The sequence below is a fragment of the Saprospira sp. CCB-QB6 genome (genome assembly GCF_028464065.1).
Classification (GTDB): domain Bacteria; phylum Bacteroidota; class Bacteroidia; order Chitinophagales; family Saprospiraceae; genus Saprospira.
The window spans coordinates 1045775-1061397 of the sequence record NZ_CP116808.1; the positions used below are offsets into that span (position 1 = coordinate 1045775).

A 15623-nucleotide genomic window follows, 5' to 3' on the forward strand; every position below is an offset into this window, starting at 1 on the left:
TAGTACTACTTTAGTCCCAACTGCCAGCCCAAGCTCAACTGAATGGAGCGCCCTTCTGCGGGCAAGATACCTGGACCTGGATAGGCAGATGCTCTTCGGCTGAAATAAGCTTTGTTCAATAGGTTATTTACATTCAATCCTAAGCGCAGGGCTTTATATTGATAACTAAAGCTGGCATCCCAAACGCCATAGGCGGGAATGCGGCCCAAAACCGCATTGGCCACTAGTTCGGCATTACTAGCATCGCTAAAATGGCTGCCTGTATAAGCATATTGTAGACTGGCTTTATAGTTTCCTAGATAAGCCTGTAGGCCGAGACGCCAGCTAATGGGCGGAACCAGTTCCAACAATTTGCCTTGCGCAAAAGTATTGGCCGTTTGTGTATAGCGCCCATCCAAAATGGAAAAGTTATTAAAGAATAAAAGCCCCTTATCTTCTTTGATACTTTTGAATAAGCGCAGAATATCCCACTCTATCAGGCTTTCTAGGCCCAAAACGCGAGCATTTCCAATATTGGAGCGATAAGAAATGAGCTGTATAAGATCTGGATTTTCAGGATCGGGCCGACTGGTAGAAATATTCCCAATTCGATCTTGATAGGCCAAATAAAACAAAGAAAAATCAAAGCGGAGATGCCGTTTCCAACGTCCCCGAAAACCTAAATCGGCATTAAAACCACTTTCATCCTGCAAATCGGGATCAATCACTTGATTGGGGTTGACCAAACGCAAATCATTAAAGTTAATGGCCCGATAGTTCTGTGAAATATTGCTGTAAATCTCTAATTGGTCCTTGGGCCGATAACTCAACCCAATCCCCATCAAAAAAACAGAGCGATTGCGTCCTCGCTGCTCATAAATCGCTTCATTGCGCAAGGTGTCTGCTCCTTCTGCACTAGGCTGCACCAAAAGATCTTGATAATAACCATCGGCCTGAGTTTGAATGTATTCGTAACGCAAACCGGGCGTAATACTCCAGCCCTTGCCCAAACTAAAGAAGTTCTCCGCAAAGGCGGCAAAGTTAAAACTGGGAAAATTATAGTCCGAATTGAGGATGCCTTTAGCGGGCTCCAAAAAGGTAAAATCGGCTCGACTGCCCGTACTATCTGCATTGGCTAGGCCTTGGGCTTGGGTGGTAAAGCCTTTGTAGAGGCGAACACCTCCTAAAAGAACGCCCATTTTTTTGGCCCCAATCTTATAGCGGTGCATGATCCGACTTTCTTGTCCAAAGTTTTGATATTGGCCTTTAATCAGCTGTCTTGGACCACCATAATCTACCCGATTGATGGCTTCCAAATTGCCCAAAGATTGACGGCCCGCAAAAAGCGCAAACTGTCGAAAATTAAGCTTGGTATTTTTGGCCAATCGATAATTGATGTCTAAAGCCGTAATGGCCCAATTTACCCGAAACCAATTGCGGGGACGCTTAGCTTGTCGGGGATTTTGCCGAAACTCTAAATCGGTCAAGCCTCCAGGCTGCTGTGCCACATAAGACATATAGGTTTGCTCCAAAGACAAACTCAACTTTTCGTTCCACTGATAATGCAAGCCCAAATAGGCCGTATGTTGCTCAAAAGCAGAGCTTGGCCGCCAGCCATCGCCTCGTTTATATTGATGAAAGGCATAATAACGCAGCTTCCCTTTTCGGCCCTCCAAGCTATTAAAGCTAGAATAAAAGCCAAAAGAACCGCCCGTTTGTTGGCTATTCCAAAGTAATTTATAATCCTTATTTCCCCGCTTCATTCTAAAGTTGAGCAAACCGCCAAACTGCGTCCCATACTGCAATGAAGCGGCTCCCCGAATCAATTCAATCCCTTCTAAAGCCAAAACGGGAGGCGTATAATAAGACTCTGGATAACCCAAAGCATCTGCACTAATATCATAGCCATTTTGGCGGGTGTTGAAGTTAGAACTGCGGTTGGGACTCAGCCCACGGCCACCAATATTCAGCTGAATGCCTGAATTATCATTCTCCCAAATGTTCAATCCCGCAATTTTTGCATAAACTTGACGGCTATTGTTGGCGGCCAAATTGCCCTGCAACTTGCTCGCCTTGATAATGGACGACTTTTTAGCGGCCCCAATCAGCATTTTGTCCCAATCTACCGCCCGAAATTGCTGCAAACCATAATTTCCCTCTTCCGCCTGCACATAAACCGTGGGGCCCTCACGCTCAAAAGGCTGCAAAACAACTTGCAAAAGCGTATCTATAGGCAGTTGCAGCACTAAAGATCGGCCCTGAAAGCCCTCCGCATAAACATCCAATTGATAGGGGCCAGCCGCCAAACTATCGAAACGGAAAAAGCCCTGGGCATCACTTTTGGTCAAGGCCATTTTTTGGACCAAAAACAGCTCGGCTCCAGCAATTGCTTGGCCCAAACTATCTGTCAATTGGCCCTGAAGAGCCGGTTGCGCTCCCGCTAAAAAAGGAAGCAAGAAGAAAAAGAGATAGCCATAAAGTCGCATAAACTCCTTTTGTTTTAAATGAACTTAATATAAAAGCGCTTGCTGTTTATTATTTCGTTTTTTGGGGGCTGCCCCGCCAGTAGGCGGGTCGGGCTGTGTCGCAGCTCGCTGATCGCTCGGCCCTGCGCTTTTTCGCTGCGCTCAAAAGCTGGGTCTGGCCTGCGGCCACTGCTGTCCATCCCTCAGCCTGCGGGCCTTCGGCCCTTTTTGGCTGCAGGTTAAAACCTACAGCCAGAATGGTATTGCTTCGCAATGCTAGATGAATGAGGGCCAAAGCCCTCATAAAATTAACGGCCGAAGCAAATGGCCAAAAGTAAAATAAAACGAGGAGCGGCTTAGCGCTGCGGAGCGGGTGGCCCGAAGGGCCAGACCAAAGGCAGGCAAAGCCTGACTGCAGGGCCGAGCAGAATTGCGAGCCCCGCAGCATAGCGCCCCGCCGCCTTCGGCGGCGGGGAAGCCCCAAATCAATCCCCTTGAAAAGCTAAAATCCAATTGGGTTTGGCCCAAAGGTAGGCTTTTTCTTGGGCCAGATCGACCTTGGGATCAACTAAGCGTTGGCTCAGGCGACCATTGAGACTCACTTGAGCATCTAGGTAAACCTGCGGGGCTTGATAGCCTTGTTCCTGTTGGTAATAATTGGCCAAATAATGCGCAAACTGCAAGAGCATATCGGGTTGATAGGCCATCATAATTTCTTGTTTTTCATTGAGATGGTCCAAATTATTGACCCAACTCATTTGTCCCGTTTGTCCATCTACGACCTTAAATTGGGCGTAGCCTCTTTTTTCAACCAGCATGACCATCCAAGCAAAGCGAAAGCCCTGTTCGTGCCAAAGCACATTGCCCGAATAGAGATGATGCCGCAGCGGAAAAAGCGCCTGAAAAAGCAGAAAAAACAAGAGAAAATAGCGCTGAAAAGCAGGAAGAACGAACTCTAGTTTTAATTTAGACAAAGTCAAATTAAATACAGCCGCAAAGGTAGTAATTATTTTTTCATGAAATTGGCTAGAAAAGAAAATTGTGGTGCAGGCCATCATAAGGTAGGGAAAAATGCCAATATGGAAAAGTGTGGCGGTGGCGAGATGGAAGGCGATAACGAAGCAATAGGCCCATTTTCGGCTTTTGGACCAAAGGAGGAAAAAGCCCACACTCAGGTCGAAAGCGGCGCCAAAGTAGGCAAAAAAGGGTGGCAGCCAGCTACTAGCGAGGATTGGCCCAAAAAGGGGGAAATCGGATTGTTGACCCAGCCAAATGCGCAAAGGTTGAGCTAAAAAAAGCCAATCGCTTTGGAGTTTGGCTAGGCCCGCAAAAAAATAGACCAGCACAAAAAGCAGGCGGGGCGTCCAAATGTACAAAGCGGGAACTTTGACCAATTCAGGAGAGATGGGATGATCGAGAGAAAAGGCGCGATGAGCGGGCAATATCCAAATCAGTAGGGCCAAGAGAGAGATGAGGTAATAGTGATTGAGATAATGGGTAAGGTCTAAAAGCTCGACATAGGTAAAGCAACTAAAAAAAATCCCAGCCGAAAGTTTATATTTATAGCCCAAAGCGATGCCTAGGCCAGCGAGAATCATGAGGACAAAACAGCTGTAGAGTCCTGCTGCGGGGAGTTCGGGCAAGTTTTGGCAGCCCCAAAGTCGGAAAGCAAACTGGGGTTGGATATAGAATTTGTCGACCCAGCCGAGCAGCAGCATTCTCGCGGAGAGTATAGCGGCCAAAAGGCCGAAAATGATTCGGAAACTAAGGAGAGGCGCAATACTTTTAGGCTGAGCGAGTAAGTTCATAAGGACCAATTTTTTGGGCGCAAAGGTAGGCTAATACGGGCTAAAATTATGGAGTCGTCAGAAAAAGAGGGGAAAGTCCTATCTTCCCGCTAAAAATAGAGAAAGCTGAATATTTCGCAATCCTTGAAATACTAGGAGCGCTTTTATTGGCGTTTTCCATAAAATCAAAACCTAATTCCTCTTATTTTTAAGGATAAATTAACATATTTGGTTTTTCTCTACAAAGTCAGGAGAGCCCAACAAAAGTTGGTATCTTGGCGGGCACAGACAAATATCAAGACATAACATTACCATTTCTTCACCTCTACATACTGTTAGTAGCATGCGCATAGGACTACTTAGCTTTTGTTTGATGTTTAGCTTTGGGCTATTAAAAGCTCAAGCCGGTTATCAGCCGCCTTTCCCTTATGAAATTGGTCTTCAGATTGGGACCTCTCAATTTTTAGGTGACCTTGGGGGGCAAAGTGAAATTGGTCGCCCATTCATTCGGGATACAGACCTCAAGGCCATCCGCCCTTTAATTGGTGTTTTTGGCCGTTGGAATATTGGCCCTTATTTTTCTGCTCGTGCGGATATCAACTACTTGCAGTTGGCTGGAGATGATGCGCTTGCGGGGAGTGGCTTTAGTGGAGAGACTCGAGATGCCGACCAAGCTTGGTATCGGTATTACCGCAACCTCAGTTTCCGTTCGCATGTATTTGAGGCCTCTATTGCTGGGGAAATCATTCCCTACAACTTTGAGCTAGGAGGTGGATACCAGAGTTATAGCGTAATTTCTCCTTATGGATTTATTGGCGTGGGTATTTTCAACTTTAATCCACAGGCGCAATACAATGGACAATGGGTAGACCTACAGCCGCTATCTACAGAGGGCCAAGGTTTGGTAGATGGTCGTACGCCTTATGCCTTAACTCAGTTCAATGTGCCATTGGGTTTTGGGGTAAAATGGAATTATAACGATCAGTGGGCGCTTTCTTTTGAGGTGAACCACCGTCTAACTTTCACAGATTATATTGATGATGTTTCTGTGGACTATGTAGATCCCCAAGTTTTTTATGCGAATTTTGCGCCTGAGCAAGCGGCTTTGGCTGCGGCTTTGGCTCGTCGCTCTGTAGAGATTGACCCTGGATTGGTCAATGGCTATGTCTCTGCTCCAGGTGAGCAAAGAGGAGACCCCAAGGATAATGACTCTTATTATACAATCGCGCTTCGTTTTAGCTACTTCTTTGATGGTGGCTCGTTGGGTGGTGGTCGCCGTTATGGTTGCCCCGTTTGGTAGGCTAAGTAAGCGATTTGTTTGAAATAGAAAAGCTGAGTAGGTGAAGGCCTGCTCGGCTTTTTTCATTCCCCATCTCGGTATAACTTGGGTATAACATTCCCTAAAAACAAGGCGAATTTGGGCCTTTTTTCCATGCAGCAGTAATGCGCAAGAATGGTAGATAAGTCCTTGATATATAGGTTAAAACAAAAAAAAGCAGCTAGTAAAAACTAGCTGCTTTGGTGACCCCAACAGGACTCGAACCTGTAACCGTCTGCTTAGAAGGCAGATGCTCTATCCAGTTGAGCTATGGAGCCAACTGCAGCGCAAATATGCCAACTTTTAATCAAACGGCCAAATATTTTAATCATTTTTTTGAGTTGGGAACTTGGCCAGGCCCTATTGGCCCAGCGCTGCGTAGCGGTGGCCGAAGGCCAGACCAGTGGCGCTATGCGCCGCAGGGCCGAGCAGACCTGCGAGCCGCGAAGCATAGCGGCGGCCAGCTTGCTGGCCGCGGGCCCCAAAAAAAACAGAAGAGCGAAAAACCTGCTGACTGTACTCCCACAAAAATTTGAAGGCCAAAAAGAAGAGCAGAAAAGAAAGACCAATTTGCCAAAGTTCTTGAAAAGGAAGCACCATTTTGTGCATCAAGAGGAGTAAGAGCCCCAAAGCGGAGGCCGCCACCAAAAGCAGCTCGTATAACTCGCCAAACCAAGGCAGCCATTTCATTTTTAGTCCCTTTTTTCTTAAAATAGTGACGACTGCAATTGCCGAAATCAGCGGCAAATAATAGATACTGAAACTCAACTCTAAGAGGTTTTTTTGGTTCAACATAATGCTATAGGCCCAAAATATAATTGAAACCAAAGCGGGAATGGCTGTTCCGTAAACCACTAAAGAATACAGATAGCCGTAGGAGCTGGCTTCTGGCGATGGGCCCGAGACAATATTGAGCAATAAAGCCACAAAAGGCAGCAGCAAAAAATAAAAGAAAAGGGCGATGGGATCCTGATTGAGCAAGGCTATGAGTTCTTCTATCTGCATAATTTTGGGAATGGATTTTGGCAAAGCAATACTGGATTTTAAATCTAGGAATAAATCATTACTTTTGTAAACTTCCGCAGACGGAACTTAAAACTACTATAAAATGAAATCCTTAGCACTGATATTCAGCTTTCTATTTGCCAGCTTAGGTTCTGGACTTTTGGCCCAAAACCCCTCTGATGGCTTGCATTTCTGGAAGGTCTTGAGCAAAGTGAAATATAAGTCAAAAATTGACATCGAGAGCGGGACGGTAATTTACACCCCCGTATTCAATAAAAGTATCAAAAAATTAGACGGAAAAGAGATCGTTCTCAAAGGGTATGTGATTCCCGCCGACCTGAGTGGTGGCCGCATGACCCTCTCGGCCTTTCCCTATAGCTCTTGCTTTTTTTGTGGCGGAGCTGGGCCCGAATCTGTGATCGAAATCGACGCCAAAACGCCCATTATCTATCGCATAGATAAACCCATCACGCTCAAAGGAAAACTCAAACTCAATAGCGAAGACCCCCTCCGCCTCATGTATATCCTCACAGAAGCTGATTACTACGAAGGCAGTTAATGCCCGAAAAATATTAACGTTATGACTCAAATTTCGCGCATTCTGGGCGAACGCAGCGGCTCTGAAAAAGGGCCGCTGTTGCTTATTCTCACCCAGGTTCATGGCAACGAACCCGCTGGCTATTATGCCGTTCAAGAACTCTTTCAACGCATTGATCAAGAGTACCAAAATAAAGCAGATTTCGACTATCGCGGCCGTATCGTCGCCCTAAGAGGCAACCTAGCCGCTATCGCCTCTGGCCAACGATTTATTGATGAGGACTTTAACCGAATCTGGACCAATGAACGGGTCGAACGAATCAAAAATAGCTCCTTTGATGAACTCCAATCTCAAGAGGAAAAAGAACTCAAAGGGCTGCTCGAAACCATCCAAGAACTGATGGACCAACATCAGGACGAACAGGTTGTTTTGCTCGATTTGCACACCACTACCGCCAAGGGCGGGATGTTCCTCATCCCCTCTACCGATGAAAATTCTAGAGCGCTGGGCCTCAATATTCACGCTCCGCTCCTACACGGATTTCTCGACGGACTAGAAGGTACGATCCTTCACTATTTTCGCCAAGAAAATTTTCCCCAACATCAACTGACTTGCATCTGCTTTGAAGCCGGCCAACACGATAGCCTCTCCTCTGTCGGCCATGCCGTTTCGGCGATCATCCAATGCTTTACCGCTATGGGCGGCTTCTATGCCGAAGATATCGAAATGAAACACGAACTCCGCCTTAGCGAAGAAAACCAAGGCCTGCCCAAAGAAGGCCGACTCGCCTACTGCCACCGCATCCACCAAGGCGATAACTTTAAGATGCGTAGCGATAAAATTTATCGCAATTTTGACCCCATCTACAAAGGAGAATTGCTGGCCGAAGACAAAAATGGCCCCATCTATTCCCCCCTCGATGGCCTCATCCTCATGCCGCTTTACCAAAAACAAGGCAACGACGGCTTTTTTATCATTGAAGATATGGACCAGTCTGCCCCTAAATTGGGCCGAAAAATCCCCAAAACAATCCTCAATGCCTAGAATCTGCAAGTTTGTCCAAAGAAAACAACTATTTTGATTTAGTCTTGTTAACTTTGCGGCCCAAGACGGAAACGGCCAATTGTTTTATTCATGGCTATTTTTTGGGGCCCGCGGCCAGCAAGCTGGCAGGCGCTACGTTTCGCAGCTCGCAGGTTTGCTCGGCCCTGCAGCGCTAAAGCGCTTTGGTCTGGCCTTCGGCCACTGCTACACATCGCTAGGCCAATTGCCTAAAGGCCGAGGCGGCTCCGCCGCCCATCCCAACCGCTTGGCATTTCATGCAACTAAAAAATATCTGATCCGATACAATATGGCTATTGTAAAATTCATTTTTGAAGACCCCAATATTCCACCTAAGGAACTAGAAGCCAGCCTAGGCGATAATATCTCCGAATTGGCTGATGATAACGACATTCATATTAACCATAACTGTGGCCGCGTCTGCGCCTGTAGTACCTGCCACGTTTATATTGAAGAAGGCGAAGATAGCCTACCCGAAATCTCAGACCGAGAAGAGGACTTTATTGATAGAGCTCTCGACCCACGTATTGAGTCTAGACTCGCCTGCCAATGCATCATCCAAGAAGAAGATGCCGTTATTGAGGTCTTGGTCCCTGACCAATCTCGCATTATTGGACACGAACACTAAATATAAGATCTCATGAGTTTTGAACTAGACCTTCCTATCCATTGGACCGATTATGAGGATATCGCCATGGGCCTTTATGATAAGTTTGGCGACGATTTTACCGAATCCAAAATTTATCGCATCCGCTTTACCGACCTGATCGAATGGGTGCTAGACCTACCCAATTTTGTGGGCAAACGCGAAGATTGTAACGAGGGCCACCTCGAGCAAATCCAAGCCAAATGGGTCTATGAATGGAGAGACAACCAATAAAACAAAAAGGCCACAGCAAATTGCTGTGGCCTTTTTTGCCATGTATAAACTCCTCTGATTGACAAAAAGATACTATTATGGATAAACGCATTCCTGTTACCATCATTACTGGCTTTTTGGGCAGCGGAAAAACGACCCTGCTCAACGAACTCATCCAACGCTACCCCAATAAGAAGTTGGCCATTATTGAAAATGAATTTGGCGAATTAGGCATTGACCAAGATTTGGTGGTCCGTGGAGAAGACCAAATCTTCGAACTCTCTAATGGCTGTATTTGCTGCAGCCTAAATGATGAATTGGTCGATACCCTGGCCAAACTCCTCAACGGAAATTACGAATTTGACCAGCTCGTTATTGAAACCACAGGCATAGCCGAACCCGATGCCATCGCCGCCGCCTTTGTGGCCGATGCCTCGGTCCAAGCCTATTTTCAACTAGATGCCGTCATCTGCCTAGCCGATGCGCAATATACCCTAGACAGCCTAGCCGAAAGAGAAGAAGCCAAACGCCAACTCGCCTTTGCCGACCTCATTTTGCTCAATAAAAAGTCTAGCGTTTCCGCAGAACAATTGGCCGAAACCAAAGCGGGCCTTAAAAAGCTCAATCCCTTAGCCGAAATCATTGAGGCCGATTATGGCAAAACAGAACGCAATCTTCTGGACCTACAAGCTTATGCTTTTGCTACCGTAGAAGAAAAGCTCAGAGCCCAACATCAACCCAAAACTTGCAGCCATGGCAGTCACCACCACCATCATCATGAGCAAGGCGAATTGGTTACGCATAGCTTTGTTTTTGATCAGCCCTTTGATCTGCTCAAGCTTCGGCATTGGTTACAAGTGCTGCTCATGCTACAAGGAGAAGGCATTTATCGAGTGAAGGGCGTGCTTTGGGTGCAATGGCAAGATAAAAAGATGGTCCTGCAATCAGTCCGAAAATCTTTTGCCCTCCAATTGGGCGATGATTGGCCCGAAGGCAAACCCCGCCAAAGCCGAATTGTCTTTATTGGCAAAAATCTGCGCAAGGATATCCTAGAAAAAAGCCTGAAACAATTGCTGGCCCTAGAGACTAGCTTTTAAATAGATAAGGCCCAGAACTCGATGTTCGGGGCCTTTCTTTTGCGTGGAGCAGGGCGCGAAGCGCCCGCAGGCTGAGCTGCCGAAGCAGGGCCGCCGAAGGCGGCAGACCAAAGCGCTGAAAGCGCTGCAGGGCCGAGCAAACCTGCGAGCTGCGAAGTGGAGCGACCCGACCGATAATTCATGAGGGTTTTAACCCTCATTTTGTATCGCTTCGCAAAGCGATACCGCTTTGCGCTGGGTTTTAACCCGGCGGAAGGGGCAGCCCCAAAAAAAGTACTAGGCCTCCTTCATCGTACGGAAATGCTCATAGAAATAAGGCAAGGTTTCAATTCCTTTAAAGTAATTGAATACCCCAAAATGCTCATTGGGCGAGTGGATCGCGTCGGTGTCTAGACCAAAGCCCATCATGACCGTTTTAGCGCCTAAAATCTCCTCAAAAAGGGCCACAATTGGAATACTTCCGCCCGCTCTGAGGGGAATGGGGCGCTTACCAAAGGTTTGCTCATAAGCCTTGGCCGCTGCCTGAAACTCAATGCCATCGGTGGGCGTCAAAACAGGCTCTCCACCATGATGAGGAGTCACCACCACCTTGACCGATGCAGGTGCAAGGGCCTCAAAATGCTTTTTAAATAGGGCCGTAATTTGCTCAGAACTTTGATTGGGCACCAAGCGCATAGAAATTTTGGCATAAGCTTTTGAAGGCAAAACCGTTTTGGCCCCTTCTCCAGTATAACCGCCCCAAATGCCGTTCACATCGAGGGTTGGGCGAATAGAAGCCCGCTCCATAGTTGAAAAACCAGCCTCTCCAGCCACATCATCAATGCCCAATTTGGCCTTATAATCAGCCAAATCGAAAGGCGCCTTGGCCATAGCTTCCCGCTCTTCGGCAGAAACCTCCAAAACATCATCATAAAAGCCCTCTACGGTAATTCGGCCCTCCTCATCTTGCAAAGAACCGATCATTTTGGCCAATACATTGATGGGATTGGCCACAGCGCCACCATAAGTGCCCGAATGCAAATCGCGATTTGGGCCCGTAACCTCCACTTCCACATAGCTCAATCCACGCAAACCCGAAGTCATAGAAGGACTTTCATTGCCCAGCATAGAAGTATCCGAAATGAGGATGACATCACAAGCCAAACGCTCCTGATTTTCACGCATAAAAAGGCCCAAATTCGGCGAGCCAACTTCCTCTTCGCCCTCTAGCATAAACTTGACATTGCAATACATTTTTTGCTCCCGCATCATATACTCAAAAGCCTTGACATGCATATACATCTGCCCCTTATCATCACAGGCACCGCGGGCAAAAATAGCCCCCTCAGGATGACGATCGGTGGTTTTGATAATGGGCTCAAAAGGTCCAGATTCCCAAAGCTCAATCGGATCGGGCGGCTGCACATCATAATGGCCATAGACCAAAACAGTAGGCCAGCTAGGGTCCATAATTTTCTCGGCATAAACGATGGGATGTCCTGCTGTGGGACAAATTTCCACACTGTCTACTCCCGCCTCTAGCAACTTGATTTTCAAAAACTCCGCTGCCGAAAGCATATCTTTTTTATAGTTTGAATCGGCACTAATTGAAGGAATCCGCAAAAGAGCCATCAACTCCTCTAACAAACGGTCCTTATCACTTTCAATAAATTGTTTTACAGACATAAGTTGTTGTTGTTTTTCTATTTTTTTGGGGCTGCCCCTTCCGCCGGGTTAAAACCCAGCGCAAAGCGGTATCGCTTTGCGAAGCGATACAAAATGAGGGTTAAAACCCTCATGAATTATCGGTCGGGTCGGGCTGTGTCGCAGCTCGCTGATCGCTCGGCCCTGCGCAAAATTTCGCTGCGCTCATTTTGCTTGGTCTGGCCTTCGGCCACTGCTATCCATCCCTCAGCCTGCGGGCGCTTCGCGCCCTGTCCCCTGCAATTGGACCAAAATCCTAATTGAAGCCCTTCCCTTGCTTATTTTTCTTGCGGATAAGCCGCAAAAGCAGAAACCTCTACACGCACATCTTTAGGCAAGCAGCTAACTTGAACGGCCTCTCTAGCGGGAGGCGCAATGCCTTCAAAATAGCGAGCATAAACCTCATTGATCGCCGCATAATCATTCATATCCTTCATGAAAATGCTACATTTAACCAGATGTTCTGGGCCAAGGCCCGCTTCAGCCAAAACGGCTAAAAGGTTGTTCATGACCTGCTCTGTTTCCTCTTCAATGCTGCCATTCACTTTGAGTTCTTGGCTGCTGGGATCAATAGCAATTTGTCCAGAGAGGAACAAAAAACCATTGGCGGCAACAGCTTGGCTATAGGGGCCTACTGCGGCAGGCGCTTGATCTGTATGGATAATTTTTTTCATTTTGTTGTTTGTCGTTATGTGGATGCGAAAGATAAGGAAGTTGGGGCAGCCTGCAAAAGTTTTTGGAAGCTCTAGGAGGCAAGTTTTGGGGTCCAAGAGGCGGCTTCGCCGCCTGCGAGCGAAGACTTGGCCCAATAGGCTTTTAAAACCCAGCGCAACAAAGGTATCGCTTTGCGATGATTTATAAATGAGGGTTGAACCCCTCATGAATTTAGCGGCCACCCTAATTAAAGGGTGGCCGCGGGCCCCAAAGCATAAAAAAAGAGGACCGAAGTCCTCCCTTTTCTATCTAATTTGTGGTTCGAGCCAACGCTTAAAGCGTTTTTCTTCTTCTGCTGTTTTCGTCTTTTTGATTTTGAAGACGTGTTTTTTCTTCATGTTGATCTCGGTAATTTCAGTTTCCAAGCTCATTTCTTTGTAGTTGCCTTCATCATCGGGGCGCAAAATGCGAATTTCGAGGGGATCGCCCACTTTTAGGCCCTGCATATAGGTAAAGAGGATAGCCGAAGCTGTTTTTGGGGTAAAGCTTTTGTCATTCCAAGAGAGGATGACATCGCCATTTTTGAGGCCCATATATTTGCTTCCAAACTCATCGAGTTTTTCGGCCTTAGCCATATAGAAACGGCCAAGAGTATCCGTGCGAAGTGCGCCATTTTCGAGCCCACCAAGAGGAGACATTTCTAGTACATCGGCCTCTTTAAAATACTCAACGCCATAGGGTTTTAAGAACTTGTTATAGTCCAGCATTTCGATACCTTCCACATACTTATCAAAGAATTTTTGCAGTTGGGGAAAGCCTGTAATTTCGATAATCTTATCGTAGAGTTCTACATCTTGGAAGGGATTATCTTGGCCATAATAAGCGGAAAGATCACGCAAAAGCATAGTCAAATCATATTGTCCTTCCGAGAGGCGGATCAACTCTAAATCTAGACACATAGCGGTCAGTGCGCCTTTGTAGTAAATATTGTTGTATTGGCTATTAAACTCCTTATCCAAACATTTTTTACTCATTTCGGCTAGAGGAATACCAGCTTTGTAGCGGGTAGAGGTTTGCACTTTCTCGCAGAGCTTATCCATAAACTCCTCCTGCGTTTTTAAGCCATATCGACATTGCATATGGTGGGCCATATATTCGACCACCCCTTCATAAAGCCAAAGGTGCTTAGACATTTTGGGGTCGATATAATTAAAATTGTAAATCTCCTCTGATTGGATGTAGAGTGGCGTTACGATATGGAAAAACTCGTGAGAAGCGATATTTACCACCAGCTCGCCAATGCGGTCTACTTTTTCCTCGGCAAGGCAGAACATAGAAGAACGAGGATGTTCTAGAGCGCCAATAGAACCTGAGGGATAGCCATTGGGCGAAAGGTAAATGAGAAAATGGTAGCGATCAACGGGAAGCATATTGCCCAAGTATTTATTTTGAGCTTCTAGCATTGGGCGGATTTTCTCGGCAATGTCTTTAGCCGTAGCTTTTTTGTTGGGCGAGTAGACTGAAATTTGGATATCTCCATAGCCCAATTTAAAATTAACCGTATCGGGATTGCTATAGAGAATGGGCGCATCGACGAGGTCGCCATAATCTGAGGCACGGAAAATATCCGTATCGAAATCGCCACCAGTTCTGCGCAAAGAAGTACTTGCGTAAAAGTCGTTGGGGCGGTTAAACGTCAATTCAAACTTGAGCTTTTCCTTGTTCTCAAAAAAGCCAAAGAGTCCATTATTATTGATGAAAAACACCTTGCCTGCCTCAAAGTTAGTACAAGCGGGCTCAAAAAGAGGTTCTTTCAGTTTAGCATCCCAAATATCCTCAACCAAATAGGTAATTTTTTCTAGGCGACGCGCCTTTTTGATTCTCCAGGTATTTTTATCAATACGATTGACCTTCAACTTTTTACCCTTACTATCAAAGGCCTCTAAGTTATTGATAAACTGGCCATAATCGTGAATTTCGTAAGTTCCAGGAATAATTCGGGGAAAGTAGAAAGTCACCTCATCTTCGGGAACCGAGCTAGGCACCTGTAGGCTTACCTTTACTTGATCCGCAATCACTTCATTGAGGTCTACTTCATACTTATAAATATCATCATCTTGTGCCATTAGGCCCAAGCTCCAAAAGAGCAAAAGGGCAGTAAAGAGCTTGTTCATAAAGATTTGTTTTTAGTGGATGAATGATCCATCCATACAAAATTAGATATGTTAGTGGTCTGTTAATCGAGGGGATGAAAAGCCAAATAAAATACTAAAATTGGGCTATATCCCTTCTGTTTTTCGCCTAAAGCTTTAGTTTTTTAGACTGAGTTCTATTTCAATTAGCTAGCCTAGGCAATTAATAAACCAAAGTTAACTTCTTTTACTGCAGAACAGCCATGCGTTTAAATAGAAAGTAGGTATTGAGGTTGAGTTCTAACTGAAAGTCAAAGACTTGCCCATCTATGTATAGAACTTGTTTTTTTAGTTCTAGTTTCCGCTGCAAACTAAATTGAACACGGCGTCCTTGGCTCATCGACTGCCGCCAATACAAGCCTTTGTGCGTTAAAATAAATCCTCTTCGCCCCAATTGTCGCATTGAGGGATCTAGAAAAAAGAGCAGTTCTTCTTGAGCGGCTGCCGAGAAAAATTTACGGCTGGCTGTCTTTATTTTTTTGGGCCAATCTAACGCCTGCCAGCTATGGGCATAAGGCAATTTATCGGTTTGCAAATAATTGGCTATTAATGTCCGCAAATTACAGCTTTCGCCTCTTTGCATCTGCTGATAACTCAGCAGACTTTGTGGCAAGGCCCTCGGTAAAAATGCTCGCCCCTCTTGTAAGAAATAAGCCTCGGCCCAAGTTCTAAACTGCCAATCTATTTCTTCACTGATGGCCCTAAGCTGCTGCTGTTGAGCTGGATCCTGCTGCTCTATCCAATAGGCCAATTGCAGCAAATGCTCTTCTAAATAACGCAAGCGGAAGCTATCTTCTTGTCCCCAAGCAGCCACTGCTAAACCCAAAGCTTGCCCTTCTTGCTGCATATATAAGAAAAAGGCCCCTTTGAGCTGCTGCGGCAGCCGGGCCAAATCTTCAAAATCTATGGGCCACTGTAGCCCCCCGCAGATCGGACAAAACCGACTGCGGGCAGGCAATTGGGCCGGACAATGTATACAGCTTT

General features: G+C 46.2%; 13 protein-coding genes and 1 tRNA gene. 6 read left to right on the plus strand and 8 right to left on the minus strand.

The window, feature by feature from the left end:
• Window positions 1-5: 5 nt before the first annotated feature.
• Both PPO43_RS03970 and PPO43_RS03975 read right to left on the minus strand, forming a co-directional pair.
• Entirely contained in the window at window positions 6-2465 is a 2460-nt protein-coding gene (locus PPO43_RS03970; protein ID WP_272620512.1) for a TonB-dependent receptor, read from the minus strand.
• 464 nt (window positions 2466-2929) lie between these two features.
• Window positions 2930-4252 (minus strand): HTTM domain-containing protein, encoded by a 1323-nt coding sequence (locus PPO43_RS03975; protein WP_272620513.1) that lies wholly within the window; start codon window positions 4250-4252, stop codon window positions 2930-2932.
• Window positions 4253-4574: 322 nt separating this feature from the next.
• Between PPO43_RS03975 and PPO43_RS03980 the strand changes: the two genes are divergently transcribed.
• A complete protein-coding gene (locus tag PPO43_RS03980; protein ID WP_272620514.1) occupies window positions 4575-5531 on the plus strand; it encodes a DUF6089 family protein in 957 nt (318 codons plus the stop codon).
• Between the two features lie 219 nt (window positions 5532-5750).
• Here PPO43_RS03980 and PPO43_RS03985 read toward each other — a convergent pair.
• Window positions 5751-5827 (minus strand) — tRNA-Arg (locus tag PPO43_RS03985).
• Window positions 5828-5909: 82 nt separating this feature from the next.
• The gene (locus tag PPO43_RS03990; protein ID WP_272620515.1) at window positions 5910-6578 is read right to left on the minus strand and encodes a hypothetical protein; all 669 of its coding nucleotides are present in this window, start codon (window positions 6576-6578) and stop codon (window positions 5910-5912) included.
• A 79-nt stretch (window positions 6579-6657) separates the two neighbouring features.
• Between PPO43_RS03990 and PPO43_RS03995 the strand changes: the two genes are divergently transcribed.
• The 5 genes from PPO43_RS03995 (at window position 6658) to PPO43_RS04015 (ending at window position 10110) form a co-directional block, all read left to right on the plus strand.
• On the plus strand, window positions 6658-7113 hold the full coding sequence (locus tag PPO43_RS03995) for a hypothetical protein (protein ID WP_272620516.1): 456 nt from the start codon (window positions 6658-6660) through the stop codon (window positions 7111-7113).
• 21 nt (window positions 7114-7134) lie between these two features.
• Window positions 7135-8136 (plus strand): succinylglutamate desuccinylase/aspartoacylase domain-containing protein, encoded by a 1002-nt coding sequence (locus PPO43_RS04000; protein ID WP_272620518.1) that lies wholly within the window; start codon window positions 7135-7137, stop codon window positions 8134-8136.
• 307 nt (window positions 8137-8443) lie between these two features.
• Window positions 8444-8782: a 2Fe-2S iron-sulfur cluster-binding protein gene (locus PPO43_RS04005; RefSeq protein WP_272620519.1), complete on the plus strand. Its 339-nt coding sequence runs from the start codon at window positions 8444-8446 to the stop codon at window positions 8780-8782.
• 12 nt (window positions 8783-8794) lie between these two features.
• On the plus strand, window positions 8795-9034 hold the full coding sequence (iscX, locus tag PPO43_RS04010; RefSeq protein ID WP_270100047.1) for a Fe-S cluster assembly protein IscX: 240 nt from the start codon (window positions 8795-8797) through the stop codon (window positions 9032-9034).
• 77 nt (window positions 9035-9111) lie between these two features.
• Window positions 9112-10110 (plus strand): CobW family GTP-binding protein, encoded by a 999-nt coding sequence (locus tag PPO43_RS04015; RefSeq protein WP_272620521.1) that lies wholly within the window; start codon window positions 9112-9114, stop codon window positions 10108-10110.
• 276 nt (window positions 10111-10386) lie between these two features.
• Here PPO43_RS04015 and PPO43_RS04020 read toward each other — a convergent pair whose 3' ends face one another.
• From PPO43_RS04020 to PPO43_RS04035, 4 genes are all read right to left on the minus strand, one after another.
• Window positions 10387-11775 carry a dipeptidase gene (locus PPO43_RS04020; RefSeq protein ID WP_272620522.1) on the minus strand — a complete coding sequence of 463 codons (1389 nt, stop codon included), beginning with the start codon at window positions 11773-11775 and terminating at the stop codon, window positions 10387-10389.
• A 296-nt stretch (window positions 11776-12071) separates the two neighbouring features.
• A complete protein-coding gene (locus tag PPO43_RS04025; RefSeq protein ID WP_272620523.1) occupies window positions 12072-12467 on the minus strand; it encodes a RidA family protein in 396 nt (131 codons plus the stop codon).
• 285 nt (window positions 12468-12752) lie between these two features.
• Entirely contained in the window at window positions 12753-14621 is a 1869-nt protein-coding gene (locus tag PPO43_RS04030; protein ID WP_272620524.1) for a M61 family metallopeptidase, read from the minus strand.
• 205 nt (window positions 14622-14826) lie between these two features.
• Window positions 14827-15486: a zinc ribbon domain-containing protein gene (locus PPO43_RS04035; RefSeq protein ID WP_272620525.1), complete on the minus strand. Its 660-nt coding sequence runs from the start codon at window positions 15484-15486 to the stop codon at window positions 14827-14829.
• Between the last annotated feature and the right edge of the window lie 137 nt (window positions 15487-15623).

Excerpts from the sequence above, each read along its gene's own strand:
- PPO43_RS03970 (WP_272620512.1), bottom strand. The coding sequence starts at position 2,465 with ATGCGACTTTATGGCTATCTCTTTTTCTTCTTGCTTCCTTTTTTAGCG.
- PPO43_RS03975 (WP_272620513.1), bottom strand. The coding sequence starts at position 4,252 with ATGAACTTACTCGCTCAGCCTAAAAGTATTGCGCCTCTCCTTAGTTTC.
- PPO43_RS03980 (WP_272620514.1), top strand. The coding sequence starts at position 4,575 with ATGCGCATAGGACTACTTAGCTTTTGTTTGATGTTTAGCTTTGGGCTA.
- PPO43_RS03995 (WP_272620516.1), top strand. The coding sequence starts at position 6,658 with ATGAAATCCTTAGCACTGATATTCAGCTTTCTATTTGCCAGCTTAGGT.
- PPO43_RS04000 (WP_272620518.1), top strand. The coding sequence starts at position 7,135 with ATGACTCAAATTTCGCGCATTCTGGGCGAACGCAGCGGCTCTGAAAAA.
- PPO43_RS04005 (WP_272620519.1), top strand. The coding sequence starts at position 8,444 with ATGGCTATTGTAAAATTCATTTTTGAAGACCCCAATATTCCACCTAAG.
- iscX (WP_270100047.1), top strand. The coding sequence starts at position 8,795 with ATGAGTTTTGAACTAGACCTTCCTATCCATTGGACCGATTATGAGGAT.
- PPO43_RS04015 (WP_272620521.1), top strand. The coding sequence starts at position 9,112 with ATGGATAAACGCATTCCTGTTACCATCATTACTGGCTTTTTGGGCAGC.
- PPO43_RS04020 (WP_272620522.1), bottom strand. The coding sequence starts at position 11,775 with ATGTCTGTAAAACAATTTATTGAAAGTGATAAGGACCGTTTGTTAGAG.
- PPO43_RS04025 (WP_272620523.1), bottom strand. The coding sequence starts at position 12,467 with ATGAAAAAAATTATCCATACAGATCAAGCGCCTGCCGCAGTAGGCCCC.
- PPO43_RS04030 (WP_272620524.1), bottom strand. The coding sequence starts at position 14,621 with ATGAACAAGCTCTTTACTGCCCTTTTGCTCTTTTGGAGCTTGGGCCTA.
- PPO43_RS04035 (WP_272620525.1), bottom strand. The coding sequence starts at position 15,486 with ATGCAGCAAGAAGGGCAAGCTTTGGGTTTAGCAGTGGCTGCTTGGGGA.